General features: G+C 33.0%; 14 protein-coding genes. 11 read left to right on the top strand and 3 right to left on the bottom strand.

Translation table 11 applies throughout. The features are described from left to right. Positions 1-157 precede the first annotated feature (157 nt). The 3 genes from KA867_RS10515 to KA867_RS10505 all read left to right on the top strand — a co-directional run bounded on the left by KA867_RS10515 (position 158) and on the right by KA867_RS10505 (position 3275). Positions 158-1510, top strand: coding sequence for a cytochrome ubiquinol oxidase subunit I (locus tag KA867_RS10515; RefSeq protein ID WP_210137972.1), 1353 nt, complete (start codon positions 158-160; stop codon positions 1508-1510). Next, a complete protein-coding gene (locus KA867_RS10510) occupies positions 1510-2526 on the top strand; it encodes a cytochrome d ubiquinol oxidase subunit II (RefSeq protein WP_210138067.1) in 1017 nt (338 codons plus the stop codon). Before KA867_RS10515 ends, KA867_RS10510 begins: the two co-directional genes overlap by 1 nt. 89 nt (positions 2527-2615) lie before the next feature. Further along, a complete protein-coding gene (locus KA867_RS10505; RefSeq protein WP_019467854.1) occupies positions 2616-3275 on the top strand; it encodes a potassium channel family protein in 660 nt (219 codons plus the stop codon). Between the two features lie 268 nt (positions 3276-3543). Here the strand turns inward: KA867_RS10505 and rnjA are convergent, their stop codons facing one another. Continuing rightward, a complete protein-coding gene (gene rnjA / locus KA867_RS10500) occupies positions 3544-5409 on the bottom strand; it encodes a ribonuclease J1 (RefSeq protein ID WP_210137971.1) in 1866 nt (621 codons plus the stop codon). After that, complete coding sequence (locus KA867_RS10495) at positions 5409-5624, bottom strand: DNA-dependent RNA polymerase subunit epsilon (protein WP_210137970.1); 216 nt, start codon at positions 5622-5624, stop codon at positions 5409-5411. Before KA867_RS10495 ends, rnjA begins: the two co-directional genes overlap by 1 nt. Positions 5625-6107: 483 nt before the next feature. Between KA867_RS10495 and KA867_RS10490 the strand changes: the two genes are divergently transcribed. Continuing rightward, positions 6108-6380: a hypothetical protein gene (locus KA867_RS10490; RefSeq protein ID WP_107505180.1), complete on the top strand. Its 273-nt coding sequence runs from the start codon at positions 6108-6110 to the stop codon at positions 6378-6380. Between the two features lie 53 nt (positions 6381-6433). Here KA867_RS10490 and def read toward each other — a convergent pair whose 3' ends face one another. Beyond that, positions 6434-6985 (bottom strand): peptide deformylase, encoded by a 552-nt coding sequence (gene def, locus KA867_RS10485; RefSeq protein ID WP_210137969.1) that lies wholly within the window; start codon positions 6983-6985, stop codon positions 6434-6436. Positions 6986-7107: 122 nt separating this feature from the next. Here def and KA867_RS10480 point away from each other — a divergent pair, with 122 nt between their 5' ends. From KA867_RS10480 to KA867_RS10450, 7 genes are all read left to right on the top strand, one after another. Continuing rightward, positions 7108-7734, top strand: a complete 627-nt coding sequence (locus KA867_RS10480) for a YkyA family protein (RefSeq protein WP_210137968.1) — start codon at positions 7108-7110, stop codon at positions 7732-7734. Between the two features lie 264 nt (positions 7735-7998). Beyond that, positions 7999-9111: a pyruvate dehydrogenase (acetyl-transferring) E1 component subunit alpha gene (gene pdhA, locus KA867_RS10475; RefSeq protein ID WP_019467848.1), complete on the top strand. Its 1113-nt coding sequence runs from the start codon at positions 7999-8001 to the stop codon at positions 9109-9111. A gap of 3 nt (positions 9112-9114) precedes the next feature. Next, positions 9115-10092, top strand: coding sequence for an alpha-ketoacid dehydrogenase subunit beta (locus KA867_RS10470; protein ID WP_040030519.1), 978 nt, complete (start codon positions 9115-9117; stop codon positions 10090-10092). Positions 10093-10237: 145 nt separating this feature from the next. Continuing rightward, the gene (locus KA867_RS10465) at positions 10238-11539 is read left to right on the top strand and encodes a dihydrolipoamide acetyltransferase family protein (RefSeq protein WP_210137967.1); all 1302 of its coding nucleotides are present in this window, start codon (positions 10238-10240) and stop codon (positions 11537-11539) included. 3 nt (positions 11540-11542) lie between these two features. Then, positions 11543-12949 carry a dihydrolipoyl dehydrogenase gene (lpdA, locus tag KA867_RS10460; RefSeq protein ID WP_210137966.1) on the top strand — a complete coding sequence of 469 codons (1407 nt, stop codon included), beginning with the start codon at positions 11543-11545 and terminating at the stop codon, positions 12947-12949. Between the two features lie 240 nt (positions 12950-13189). Continuing rightward, positions 13190-13468, top strand: a complete 279-nt coding sequence (locus KA867_RS10455; RefSeq protein ID WP_210137965.1) for a UPF0223 family protein — start codon at positions 13190-13192, stop codon at positions 13466-13468. Between the two features lie 164 nt (positions 13469-13632). Further along, positions 13633-14172: a helix-turn-helix domain-containing protein gene (locus tag KA867_RS10450; protein ID WP_210137964.1), complete on the top strand. Its 540-nt coding sequence runs from the start codon at positions 13633-13635 to the stop codon at positions 14170-14172. Positions 14173-14179: the final 7 nt, after the last annotated feature.

Below are 14179 nucleotides of genomic sequence, written 5' to 3'. Positions count from 1 at the left end.
GTGACTTTTAATTAAAATTCAAGTTATAAAATTGCATGTAATTGGTCATTAATTTGTCACTTAATTCTGAGTTTAACTAATTTTAAAACATAGCCATTGGGTTTATAATGAATGGACGTTGTGATTTTTGTCACAAATAAATTAAAAAGGTGATATTATGGATTCAGTTGAATTAGCTCGTTTTCTAACTGCAATGACACTGGCAGTGCATATCATATTTGCAACAATTGGTGTAGGTGTCCCATTGATGTTTGCGGCTGCTGAGTTTTTAGGGATTAAAAAGAATGATCCTCATTATATAACATTAGCCAAAAGATGGTCTAAAGGTTATACAATTACTGTGGCAGTTGGGGTTGTAACAGGTACGATTATAGGATTACAACTGTCACTGTTATGGCCAACGTTTATGCAGATGGGTGGCCATGTGATTGCATTACCGTTATTTATGGAAACATTTGCGTTTTTCTTTGAAGCAATTTTCTTAAGTATATATTTATACACTTGGGATAGATTTAAGAGTAAATGGACACATTTTTTAATTAGTATACCAGTAATTATTGGAGGTTCTTTCTCTGCCTTCTTTATTACGGCTGTCAATTCATTTATGAATACACCAGCTGGTTTTGATATTAAGAATGGTAAAATGATAAATGTTGAACCTTGGGTAGCAATGTTTAACGATTCATTTTTAATAAGATCTTTTCACGTTGTAACGACTGCTTTTATGACAATGGCTTTTGTCTTAGCTGCCATTGCTGCATTCAAGTTAGTGAAAAATAAATTTAAAAAAGATGCCGAATATCATAAAAAAGCATTGAAGTTAACAATGATTCTTGGCATTATCTTTACTTTAGGTTCAATGTTAGCAGGAGATTTATCTGCAAAATTTTTACATCAAGAACAACCAGAAAAATTAGCTGCTTATGAGTGGCATTTTGATACGGAATCCAATGCCGATTTAGTACTTTTTGGTTCTTTAAATGAAGAAACACAAGAAGTGACTGGAGCAATTAAAATTCCGAGTCTACTTAGTTTCTTGGCTGATAACAATATCAATACTAAGGTGAAAGGGTTAGATGAATTTCCAAAAGAATTACATCCTCCAATGATTGTCCATTATTACTTTGACTTAATGGTGTCTATGGGTGTGTTCTGTTTAATTGTTTCAGCTGCATTTGTACTGACATTATGCTTTAAAAAATTACGGAAATTCACTTATTCAAAACCAATGTTATACGGTGCTTTATTAACTGGACCTGCAGCGATGTTAGCGATAGAGTTTGGTTGGTTCTTAACTGAACAAGGACGTCAACCTTGGATTGTACGTGGATATCTAAAAGTGGCTGAAGCGGCTACTCAAGCAGGTGGCTTAACACTCGTAACAATATTATTTGGTATATTATATTTAATATTAATTGTTACTTCTTCTTATGTATTAATAAGAATGTTTAAGAATAAACCAGCATATGAAGAATTTGAAGTAACTTCGTCGGAAAGAGGTGATGCATGATGGTATTCGCATATATAGGTATCACGGTACTATGGATATTCTTATTTTGTTATATTATTGTTGCATCAATTGATTTTGGTGCTGGTTTCTTTACACTACACGCTAAAATAACAAAACAAGATAAAAAAATTAATCACTTGATTGCACGTTACCTTAATCCAGTTTGGGAAGTAACGAATGTTTTCTTCGTATTCTTTTTCGTAGGAATGGTTGGTTTTTTCCCAGATTCAGCTAAGTATTTCGGTACAGTATTACTTTTACCAGCATCTATTGCGTTGATATTGTTGTCCATTAGAGGTGGCTTTTATGCTTTTGAAAACTATGGACCAGATACAAAATTACCGTGGCTTGTATTATATGGTTTAGCAGGTTTATTCATACCTGCAGCCTTAGCCACTACTTTAACGATTTCTGAAGGCGGTTATATTACTGGCTCAAGTAACCATTTAGATTTAAATTGGTTTGAATTGTTGTTAAGTCCATATTCATGGTCAGTTGTATTTCTTGCAATTATATCCGTACTTTATATTTCATCTGGATTTTTAACTTATTATGCTTCTAAAGCCAATGATAAGCCTGCTTATGGTTTATTAAGATACTGGTTCTTATTTTGGGGACCGCCAATGATCGCTATTTCACTATTTGTATTTCTATCATTAAGATTGCAAAATGAGACCCATTTCTATACAGCGGTATTTGATTATTGGTGGATGTTTGTACTTAGCTTACTATGTTTTGCTGGTGCAATGTTACTCACATTGATGAAAAAATGGCACGGTTTTGCATTTATTTTAGTAATTTTACAAATGGCTTTTGCGTTCTTCGGCTACGGTGCAAGTAAATTACCATATATTTTATATCCATATATTCGCATAGATGAACATGTTGTTAATAGTGGTATGGCTATTGCTTTAATCATCGCGTTTATTTTAGGTTTACTTTTATTAATTCCATCGCTAATATTATTAATGAGATTATTTGTTTTTGATAAAAAATATGTTGAAGGTAAAAAGTAGACAAATATACTTAAATACAGTAGTAATGTTTATTGTTTAAACTACTAATATTTGATATATTTCAATTATCTTATTTTTGGAGGACGCATATGGATAAAGAATATGTGGTTATAGGTTTAGGTCGATTTGGTGGTAGTATTGTTAGAGAATTAAATGCCTTAGATATGGATGTCATGGCGATTGATATGGATGAAGCGCGTGTGAATGAATATAGTGATATTGCTACACATGCTGTAATTGCTGACACAACTGATGAAGCAGTGATGAAAAGCTTAGGCATTAGAAATTTTGATCACGTTATTGTTGCAATAGGCGAAAATATTCAATCTAGTACGTTAACGACTTTGATTTTAAAAGAGTTGGGCGTTAAGAAAGTAACGGCTAAGGCTCAAAATGATTATCATGCTAAAATTTTAAATAAAATTGGTGCAGATACTGTTGTTCATCCTGAAAGGGATATGGGTAGAAGAATTGCTCATAATGTAGCTAGTGCTAGTGTTTTAGATTATTTAGAATTAGCAGATGAACATTCAATAGTAGAAATTAAAGTTAGTGAAAAGATGGCAGGTCAAACAATTATAGAATTAGATATTAGAGCTCAATATGGTATAAGTATTATTGCTATTAAAAGAGGCAGAGATATTATCGTATCTCCGGATCCAAACATAAATATTGAAATTGGAGATATTTTAATTATGATTGGCCATGACAATGACTTAAACCGATTTGAAAAAAAGGTAGTTAGATAAATAATAATATTTAATTTAAGAAGGGGAAGGGACAAATCAATGGTGCCCACCCCCTTTTTTTAATATTTAAATGATTTTGTTAACTGGTGATGCGCGACGTGAATTATGTAAGTGCGTTACTGAAGAGGCGTACTATATCCTCATCCACAGGCAAACCAATACAATACAATACGTTCAAAATAGCAAGTTTTTTAATATAAAAAGCGCTCATCCAATGCAAATGGATGAGCGCTTTATTTTGAAAAGTTGATTGTAATTTGGGTTATGATTACGATTCTGATGATTGATTTGATTGATTATCATCTTTTTTTTGATTTGGTTTCTGAGTTGTGCTTTTATTAGCCTTATTGTTAGAAACTTTCGTGTTTTTGTTTTGAGCTTTAGTATTGTGTTTTTTAGTACTGTCTTTTTTTTGATTTGGTTTATTATGTGGTTTTTTATTTTGAGAAGGCGCATCACCTTCATTTACTTTCATTATCACTGGTAAAATCATTGGTTTACGTGCTGTTTTTTCAAATAAATATGGTTGTAGCGTTTCAATGATTGATGATTTAATTTGATGCCATTGTATTTCTGGATTTTGGTTTAGTTTAGAAATAACATCTGTTTTGATTTTTCTTTGGGCATCATAAATTAATTGACCAGATTCACGCATGTAAACAAAACCACGAGAAATAATGTCAGGGCCTGAGAGTAGTTTGTTTGTTTTAAAGTCTATACTAACGACGACGATGACTAAACCTTCTTCAGACAATAATTTTCTATCTCGAATAACTACATTGCCAATATCTCCAATACCGCTACCATCGACTAACACGTTGCCAGATGGTATTCTTCCAGCTTTTCTAGCTGAATTATGTGTTAAAGCTAAGACGTCACCGATATCAAAGATAAACACATTGTCTGGTTCTACGCCACATTCAATTCCTGATTGACCGTGTGCTTTTAACATACGATATTCACCATGAATAGGAAGGAAGAATTTTGGACGTAGTAAGCGTAACATCAATTGTTGATCGCCTTTAGACCCGTGTCCAGATGTGTGAATGTTTGAAACCTTATTGTGTATTACTTCAGCACCAGCGCGATATAATGAATTTATTGTGCGGTTGATACTTTTAGTATTACCTGGAATAGGCGAAGAACTAAATACTACAGTATCTTCTGGAATAATTTTTATTTGTTTATGTGTACCGTTAGCAATTCTTGATAAAGCTGCCATTGGTTCACCTTGTGAACCTGTACATAAAATGAGTAACTCATGTTTAGGAACACTATTAATTTTGTTTGGTTCTATAAAAGTTTCAGGTGGTGCTTTGATATAACCGAGTTCCATACCAATTTTAATATTGTTTTCCATTGAGCGACCAAAAGTTACAATTTTACGGTTGTGTTTAATTGCAGCTTCGACTGCTTGTTGAACACGGTAGATATTAGAAGCAAAAGTTGCAAAGATAATTCTACCACTACAGTTACGGAATATCTTTTCAACATTTTGGCCTACCTCACGTTCACTCAATGTAAAATCAGGAACTAATGAGTTAGTAGAGTCTGAAAGTAAACAAAGTACACCTTCTTCTCCGAGTTTTGCCATTTTCGCTATATTTGCTGGTTCACCAACTGGCGTAAAATCAAATTTGAAATCACCAGTGTGAACAATATTACCTTCTGGCGTATTAACAATAACACCATATGATTCTGGAATACTATGTGTTGTTAAATAGAAAGAAACTTCGAAATGTTTAGATTTGATAACGGAACTTTCTTCAATTTCAATAAGTTCTGTTGTTCTTAACAAGTGATGTTCTTCCAACTTATTTCTGATTAAACCTAAAGCTAATGGTCCACCATATATAGGCACGTTTATTTGTTTTAATAGGTAGGGCACACCACCTATATGGTCTTCGTGGCCGTGTGTTATAAACAGACCAACTATTTTGTCTTGGTTCTGTTCTAAATAAGTAATGTCAGGAATCACGTAATCAATACCTAATAAATTATCATCAGGGAATTTGATACCTGCATCTATAATTACGATTTCATCCTGATATTCTACGGCATAAGTGTTTTTTCCGATTTCACCTAAGCCACCAAGGGCATAAACCGCAACTTCATTTTTATGAATTTGTTTCATTACTCAGCTTGCTCCACATTAAAGTGATTAGATTGTTTTTCATATTCTAAATGTGCGCCCTCAAGTTTAGTAATAAACTCGATATTGTAATTACGGTCTTTCAAATATCTTCTTACTTGTTCTTCTGATTGAGCTTCAACATAAATAGTTTGTGTGTGTTCTCTTACAACTACTTCTTCTTTGTTATGTTGAAAAAATACTTTAAATACTGCCATTATATCTATTTCCTCCTAAATTTTGGTTAAATTATTTATATAAACCCTGAAATGTATATTATTTTGTGAGCTTCTTAATTTTAAATAAAATGATATTTACTAAAAGTGAATCGAAACTACGTTTTTATATTAAGAGAACATACGAGCATTTGCCCAGTATGTTTCTAGGGTCATTTTAAATTCGTTCGTATAGAAAAATACAAAATAGAAAGCATTTGTATGTTTTCAGTTATTTCTCATTTTACATGATGTAGTAGAATAAATAAAGCAGTTTTATTTTCTGTTGATACTTAATATGTAGAAAAAAGTGATTCACTATATATAAGGTATTTAACTGAGTAAATATAATCTAATCATTTTGAAATATTAAATGAATTATCAAATAGCTTGAGTCGATAATAAAAATTAATTATGATTAAAATGAAATATAATAATTAATAATAAAAAGTGAAAAGTAAGAGAGATGAAATGAAGGTGGTTGCTATGGATAAAGTGAAGCGTATTGTTGAAGATATTAAAAATGAAAAACAACGAACTGATAAGGTCTTTCAAGATATCACATTTGAAATACGTGCGGAACAAGTTATCATGTTTTTCAATTACAATGAAATCATTGATACTGTGAATGAAGACCAAAATTATGTAAAGCATAATCATGATCCGGTATTTATTGATATACAAGAATTAAATGCTTTGAAGAAAGAATTACAAGAATTGAACATTATGTATCATGAAAGAAGAGACGATTTTATGTAAAAAGAACTGTTAGTAAACGTGTGCAATTGCCACATCTACTAACAGTTCTTTTTTTATACTTCTACTGCATCTTCATGAGGTTGCAGTGGATGTTCTGAATCTATGTGATCATAAAACATGATGCCATTAATATGGTCTATTTCATGTTGAACAACAACAGCTGGATAACCTTTTAATCGTAATTTAACATCATTACCATCTATATCTTTTGCTTTAACAGTAACTCTATATTTACGGTGTACTAGGCCAGGTACATTTTCATCTACACTTAAGCAACCTTCACCAGTAGGTAAATAGGCTTCTTGAACGCTATGACTCATAATTTTAGGATTTACTAACATCAAGTCATAACTTTTACCTTCTCCATCATCTGGTAAATAGACGGCAATCATTCTTTTAGAAATATTGATTTGTGGTGCTGCAAGTCCAACGCCAGAACGAAGACCATATTTATTAGCAGTTTCTTCATCTTGGCTATTTATTAAAAATGCTCTCATTGATTTTAATGTTTCTCTATCTTCATCTGATAATGGGACTTCGACATCTTTAGCTTTTTCACGTAGTGTTGGATGTCCATCTCTAATTATATCTTTCATTGTTAACATTTGTTCATACACCTTCCTTAATATAAAATATACCAAAGATTACCAAATAAAATACAGTAATAAATTTGATTTATTAAAATTTATTATATAATATAGCACACGAAAAAGGAGGATTTCTCAAAATGAAATTTAAATATGGTATTGGTGCCATACTAGCTTCCACAGTACTTATAGCTGGGTGTACAACTGATAAAGGTGAAATAAAAGATTATAATGAAAAAATACAACAAGCATTCGATGAAGAAAAGCCTGTTTCATCAGTAGGCAAAAAACTTAATGAATTAGAACAAAACAAACAAAAGCTTGTTAAAAAAATCAATGGGAAAGATCAACAAGCAGCAAAACAAACTTCTGAAAAAATTGTAGATAATGTTGAAGAAAGAAAAAAAGAATTTAAAAAAGAAGAAAATGCGTTAGATAATTCAGAAAAAGAATTTAAAAAAGCACAAAAACATTTAGATAATATTAGTGATGAAGATAAGAAAAAAGAAGTGAAAGAATTAAATGATGCCTTGAAAGATAAATATAAAGCTCATGATAACTATGCAAATGCTTACAAAAATATTATGAACAAAGAAAAAGATTTATTTGAATATGGATCACGTGATCAAGCTAACCAAGAAGAAATGAATAAAAAGACAGAAGCTGTCTCCAAATCATATAAAACTATGGACAAATCTTTTAATAAATACAAAGATGCAATGGAAAAAGTAAATAAAGAAAAACAAGATGTAGATAATTTAAATTAACTTAAAATGCTATTAATTTGAAATTTAAGTTAAATAACTATAGCATAATAAATGAGGACGCTTACATTTTTTTGGGAGTGGACACTTTGAAACTTGTAAAAAAGATAGTACAGTATGTTTGAAAATAGTAATACAGTTTTAAAACTGTACCTATTTACTGTATTACAGAACTTTTCATATTTGTTTAACAGTGAAACAGTTTTGTGATACAATGCTAAAGGATAAAATGAATTTCTATTATACGGGAAAGGTATGGTGAATTGAATGGCTCCGAAATTGAAAGCCCAATTCGATGCAGAGAAAGTATTGAAAGATACTGAATCTCAATTTGAAATGATCCAAATTTTGGATGAAGACGGTAATATCGTTAATAAAGATCTAGTACCTGATTTATCAGACGAGCAATTAGTAGAATTAATGGAAAGAATGGTTTGGACACGTATTCTTGATCAACGTTCTATTTCACTAAATAGACAAGGGAGATTAGGATTCTATGCACCTACTGCTGGACAAGAAGCTTCACAGTTAGCTTCTCAATATGCATTAGAACAAGAAGACTTTATTCTTCCTGGTTATCGTGATGTTCCACAATTAATTTGGCAAGGTCTGCCATTAACTGAAGCATTTTTATTCTCTAGAGGTCACTTCAAAGGAAATAGAATGCCTGAAGGTGTTAATGCACTAAGCCCACAAATTATTATCGGCGCACAATACGTACAAACAGCTGGTGTTGCACTTGGACTTAAAAAACGTGGGAAACAAGCTGTAGCAATCACATATACTGGTGATGGTGGTTCTTCACAAGGTGATTTCTATGAAGGTATTAACTTCGCTTCAGCTTACAAAGCGCCAGCAATATTTGTAATTCAAAATAATAACTATGCGATTTCTACGCCACGTAGTAAACAAACAGCTGCTGAAACTTTAGCTCAAAAAGCTATCTCAGTAGGTATTCCAGGCATACAAGTAGATGGAATGGATGCACTTGCAGTATATCAAGCAACTAAAGAAGCGCGTGATCGTGCTGTAAATGGTGAAGGTCCAACACTTATTGAAACAATCACTTATCGTTACGGTCCACATACAATGGCTGGAGACGATCCAACGAAATACAGAACTTCAGACGAAGATTCTGAATGGGAGAAAAAAGATCCGTTAGTTCGTTTCAGAAAACATCTTGAAAATAAAGGTCTATGGACTGAAGAGAAAGAAAACGAAGTAATCGATCGTGCGAAAGCTGAAATTAAAACTGCTATTAAAGAAGCGGATAATACAGAAAAACAAAAAGTTACAGACTTAATGGAAAATATGTATGAAGAAATGCCTCAACATTTAGCAGAACAATATGAAATCTATAAAGAGAAGGAGTCGAAGTAACCGATGGCACAAATGACAATGGTTCAAGCGATTAATAATGCGCTTAAAACCGAATTACAAAATGATGAAAATGTCTTACTTTTCGGTGAAGACGTCGGTGTTAACGGTGGTGTATTCCGTGTAACTGAAGGATTACAAAAAGAATTCGGTGAAGACCGAGTATTTGATACACCTTTAGCAGAATCTGGAATTGGTGGCTTAGCTTTAGGCTTAACTACACAAGGTTACCGTCCAGTTATGGAAATCCAATTCTTAGGATTCGTATTTGAAGTGTTTGACTCTGTTGCAGGTCAAATTGCGCGTACACGTTTCCGTTCTGGTAACTCAAAACAAGCACCAGTAACTATTCGCGCCCCATTTGGTGGTGGTGTACACACACCTGAATTACACGCAGATAATTTAGAAGGTATCTTAGCTCAATCACCAGGATTGAATGTAGTTATCCCATCTAGTCCTTATGATGCAAAAGGATTATTAATTTCTGCAATTAGAAGTAATGATCCAGTTGTATATTTAGAGCACATGAAATTGTATCGTTCTTTCCGTGAAGAAGTGCCTGATGAAGAGTATACAATTGAAATTGGCAAAGCGAGTGTCAAACAAGAAGGTAATGACATTACATTAATAGCTTATGGTGCCATGGTACAAGAATCATTAAAAGCTGCTGAAGAATTAGAAAAAGATGGTCATTCAGTGGAAGTTATTGATTTACGTACGGTACAACCAATCGACATAGAAACGTTAGTTGCTTCAGTAGAAAAAACTGGACGTGCAGTCGTAGTTCAAGAAGCACAACGTCAAGCTGGTGTAGGAGCTACAGTTGCTTCAGAATTAGCAGAGCGCGCAATTCTGTCATTAGAAGCACCAATTGCTCGTGTAGCTGCTGCTGATACCGTTTATCCGTTTACTCAAGCTGAAAATGTTTGGTTACCAAACAAAAACGATATCGTTGAAAAAGCAAAAGCAACATTAGAATTCTAATAACTATTAATAAGTTTGGGATAGCTTTTAAAATGTTATCCCAACTTCATTGATTAATAATAAAACAGCATGAGATTGCGAAACTTAAGTTCCGTTCTCATTTTCTAATTTTTGACTAAATATGAATTTTTAGGAGGATAATAACGTGGCATTTGAATTTAAATTACCCGATATTGGTGAAGGTATCCACGAAGGTGAAATTGTAAAATGGTTTGTTAAAGCTGGAGATACTATCGAAGAAGACGATGTTTTAGCTGAAGTTCAAAATGACAAATCTGTAGTAGAAATTCCATCACCTGTGTCAGGTACAGTGGAAGAAGTACTTGTAGATGAAGGTACAGTAGCTGTTGTCGGAGATACAATTGTTAAAATTGACGCGCCTGATGCAGAAGATATGGAATTTAAAGGTAGCGATAGCAGTGAATCTACAGATGAAGCTGAAGCAGAACCTGCTAAAGAAGAAAGCTCTGAAGCAGCGGCAGCAACACAATCATCAGCTGATGAAGATGTAGATGAAAATAAACGTGTTAAAGCAATGCCTTCAGTACGTAAATATGCACGTGAAAATGGCGTAAACATTAAAGCAGTTGCAGCTTCAGGTAAAAATGGACGTACAACGAAAGAAGACATTGATGCATACTTAAATGGAGATGCAAGTGCAGCTTCAACTGAAAGTGCAAGTGAAACTGCAGAAGAAACTTCTGCGAGCACAGCACAATCAGCGCCAGTATCTAGTGAAGGTGAATTCCCAGAAACAACAGAAAAAATTCCTGCTATGCGTAAAGCAATCGCAAAAGCAATGGTGAATTCTAAACACACTGCACCTCACGTAACTTTAATGGATGAAATTGATGTTCAAGAATTATGGGATCATCGTAAAAAATTCAAAGAAGTTGCAGCTGAGCAAGGTACTAAATTAACATTCTTACCTTATGTAGTGAAAGCTCTTGTTTCTGCACTTAAGAAATATCCAGCACTTAACACAGAATTTAATGAAGAAGCTGGAGAAATTGTACACAAACATTATTGGAATATTGGTATTGCTGCTGATACAGATAGAGGTTTATTAGTACCTGTTGTCAAACATGCTGACCGTAAGTCTATGTTCCAAATTTCAGATGAAATTAATGAATTAGCTGTTAAAGCACGCGATGGCAAATTAACTTCAGATGAAATGAAAGGTGCTACTTGTACTATTAGTAATATTGGATCAGCAGGTGGACAATGGTTCACACCAGTTATAAATCACCCAGAAGTAGCTATCTTAGGTATTGGTCGTATTGCCCAAAAACCTATCGTTAAAGACGGAGAAATTGTAGCTGCGCCAGTATTATCATTATCATTAAGCTTTGACCATAGACAAATCGATGGTGCTACTGGACAAAATGCAATGAACCATATCAAGCGTTTATTAAATAATCCAGAATTATTATTAATGGAGGGGTAAAACATGGTAGTTGGAGATTTCCCAATTGAAACAGATACTATTGTAATCGGAGCAGGACCTGGAGGATATGTTGCAGCAATTCGTGCAGCACAATTAGGTCAAAAAGTAACAATCGTTGAAAAAGGCGAATTAGGCGGTGTATGTCTTAACGTTGGATGTATTCCATCAAAAGCATTATTACACGCATCTCACCGTTATGATGAAACTAAAAACTCTGAAAATTTAGGTGTTATTGCTGAAAGTGTTTCACTTAAATTTGACAAAGTTCAAGAATTCAAACAATCAGTTGTTAAAAAATTAACAGGTGGCGTTGAAGGATTATTAAAAGGAAATAAAGTGGAAATCGTTAAAGGTGAAGCTTATTTCGTAGATAATAATAGTTTACGTGTTATGGATGAGAAGAGTGCTCAAACTTATAACTTCAAACATGCAATCCTTGCAACTGGTTCAAGACCAATTGAAATTCCTAATTTCGAATTTGGTAACCGTGTTATTGATTCAACTGGTGCCTTAAATTTACAAGAAGTTCCTGGTAAATTAGTAGTCGTTGGTGGCGGTTATATCGGTTCAGAACTAGGTACTGCATTTGCAAACTTTGGTTCAGAAGTTACTATTTTAGAAGGTGCTAAAGATATCTTAGGCGGCTTCGAAAAACAAATGACACAACCTGTTAAAAAAGGTATGAAAGAAAAAGGCGTTGAAATTGTTACTGAAGCAATGGCTAAATCTGCTGAAGAAACAGATAACGGTGTTAAAGTAACTTATGAAGTTAAAGGTGAAGAACAAACGATTGATGCTGATTATGTATTAGTTACTGTTGGTCGTCGTCCAAACACTGATGAATTAGGTTTAGAAGAATTAGGCCTTAAATTCGCAGATCGTGGATTATTAGAAGTAGACAAACAAAGCCGCACTTCTATCGACAACATTTTTGCAATTGGTGATATCGTTCCTGGGCTACCATTAGCTCATAAAGCGAGCTATGAAGCAAAAGTAGCTGCTGAGGTTATTTCTGGAGAAGCATCAGAAGTGGATTACATTGGTATGCCTGCTGTATGTTTCACAGAACCAGAACTAGCACAAGTAGGTTACACTGAAGCGCAAGCAAAAGAAGAAGGATTAGAAGTTACAGCTTCTAAATTCCCATACGCAGCAAACGGTCGTGCATTATCATTAGATGATACAACTGGTTTCGTTAAATTGTTAACACTTAAAGAAGATAATACACTAGTTGGTGCACAAGTAGTTGGTACTGGTGCTTCTGACATTATCTCTGAATTAGGCTTAGCAATAGAAGCTGGTATGAATGCTGAAGATTTAGCGTTAACAGTACATGCTCACCCAACATTAGGTGAAATGTCTATGGAAGCTGCTGAAAAAGCTTTAGGATTACCAATTCATACAATGTAATAAATTAATAAGTATAAATAGTTACATTTTAAATGTTTTATATTAAATGGTTATGAAAGTAATGAACGATTTTACTGTTCCACTGCTTTCAAATCAATGTATCAATGTTTAAAGCTGATAACAAATATATAGGGGCGGGAATAAGGAATCAATTTATTATATTTTGATTTCTGTCCCGCTCTTTTTTTACATCTTTTAATATTTTGGTAACTATTTGTTAAATAAAGGGAGGATAAGTATATGGAATATTCATATCCGATTGATCTTGAATGGACAAATGAAGAAATGATGCAAGTGGTTGCTTTTTTTAATGCTATTGAAAAATACTATGAATCCAAAGTTGAAGGTAAAGTACTGTTAGAACGTTACAATCAATTTAAAAAAATAGTTCCAGGTAAAGCCCAAGAAAAGCAAATATTTAAAGAATTTGAAAAACAGAGTGGCTATAATAGTTACAAAGCAGTAAAATCAGTCAAAGATGCGTCAAATCAAAAATATTTTAGTTCAAAACAAATTTAACTATTGTCATCTTAGCTATATTTTGATATTTTTATTAAGCACTAAACAAAATGTTTGATAAAAGTAAACAAAATATAGCTTTTTTGTATAAATAATGCTCACGTTTTGGTTAACTATTGTTCCCTAAATGTACAAAATAAGAAATTATAAAATAAGGTGACAGAATGAAGATTGGGAAAAAATTAAAGAATCTTAGAAATATTAAGCAACTCACTCAAGGTGAGCTGGCAGAGCGTACAAATTTATCTAAAGGATATGTTTCTCAAATAGAAAGTGAACATGCTTCACCAAGCATGGAAACTTTTTTTAATATTTTAGAAGTGTTAGGTACTACCCCTGGTGAATTTTTTTACGATTCAGCAAATACTAAGGTGTTATATAAGAAAAATGAACAAATTCATTATGATGAATCTGATAAAGGATATTTATTAAATTGGCCAATCACACAGTCGAATAATTTTGAAATGGAACCGTTAATACTTACTATAAAACCTAATGCATCGTATAAAAGTTTTGATCCATCAGATTCCGATACATTTATATACTGTCTACAAGGCGAAGTTTCGCTTTTATTAGGAAGTGATTATTATCATGCTGAAGAAGGGGATGCGTTATATTTTAAAGCAAATCAAATACATAGATTAAAGAACTTTACGTCACAAGATGTGAAAGTTCTGGTTGTTGCTACAGCATCATATTTATAGGAGGACA

It is taken from the genome of Staphylococcus sp. GDH8C109P, from assembly GCF_017893405.1.
Classification (GTDB): Bacteria; Bacillota; Bacilli; order Staphylococcales; family Staphylococcaceae; genus Staphylococcus; species Staphylococcus cohnii.
The sequence above is the reverse complement of the archived record's forward strand: the minus strand, read 5'-3'. Positions and strand labels throughout refer to the sequence as shown.

Bases quoted from the DNA above. Each gene is read 5' to 3' on its own strand.
- KA867_RS10455 (WP_210137965.1), top strand. From the start codon at position 13,190: ATGGAATATTCATATCCGATTGATCTTGAATGGACAAATGAAGAAATG.
- KA867_RS10515 (WP_210137972.1), top strand. From the start codon at position 158: ATGGATTCAGTTGAATTAGCTCGTTTTCTAACTGCAATGACACTGGCA.
- rnjA (WP_210137971.1), bottom strand. From the start codon at position 5,409: ATGAAACAAATTCATAAAAATGAAGTTGCGGTTTATGCCCTTGGTGGC.
- KA867_RS10495 (WP_210137970.1), bottom strand. From the start codon at position 5,624: ATGGCAGTATTTAAAGTATTTTTTCAACATAACAAAGAAGAAGTAGTT.
- KA867_RS10470 (WP_040030519.1), top strand. From the start codon at position 9,115: ATGGCACAAATGACAATGGTTCAAGCGATTAATAATGCGCTTAAAACC.
- KA867_RS10505 (WP_019467854.1), top strand. From the start codon at position 2,616: ATGGATAAAGAATATGTGGTTATAGGTTTAGGTCGATTTGGTGGTAGT.
- KA867_RS10450 (WP_210137964.1), top strand. From the start codon at position 13,633: ATGAAGATTGGGAAAAAATTAAAGAATCTTAGAAATATTAAGCAACTC.
- KA867_RS10480 (WP_210137968.1), top strand. From the start codon at position 7,108: ATGAAATTTAAATATGGTATTGGTGCCATACTAGCTTCCACAGTACTT.
- lpdA (WP_210137966.1), top strand. From the start codon at position 11,543: ATGGTAGTTGGAGATTTCCCAATTGAAACAGATACTATTGTAATCGGA.
- KA867_RS10510 (WP_210138067.1), top strand. From the start codon at position 1,510: ATGGTATTCGCATATATAGGTATCACGGTACTATGGATATTCTTATTT.
- KA867_RS10490 (WP_107505180.1), top strand. From the start codon at position 6,108: ATGGATAAAGTGAAGCGTATTGTTGAAGATATTAAAAATGAAAAACAA.
- pdhA (WP_019467848.1), top strand. From the start codon at position 7,999: ATGGCTCCGAAATTGAAAGCCCAATTCGATGCAGAGAAAGTATTGAAA.
- def (WP_210137969.1), bottom strand. From the start codon at position 6,985: ATGTTAACAATGAAAGATATAATTAGAGATGGACATCCAACACTACGT.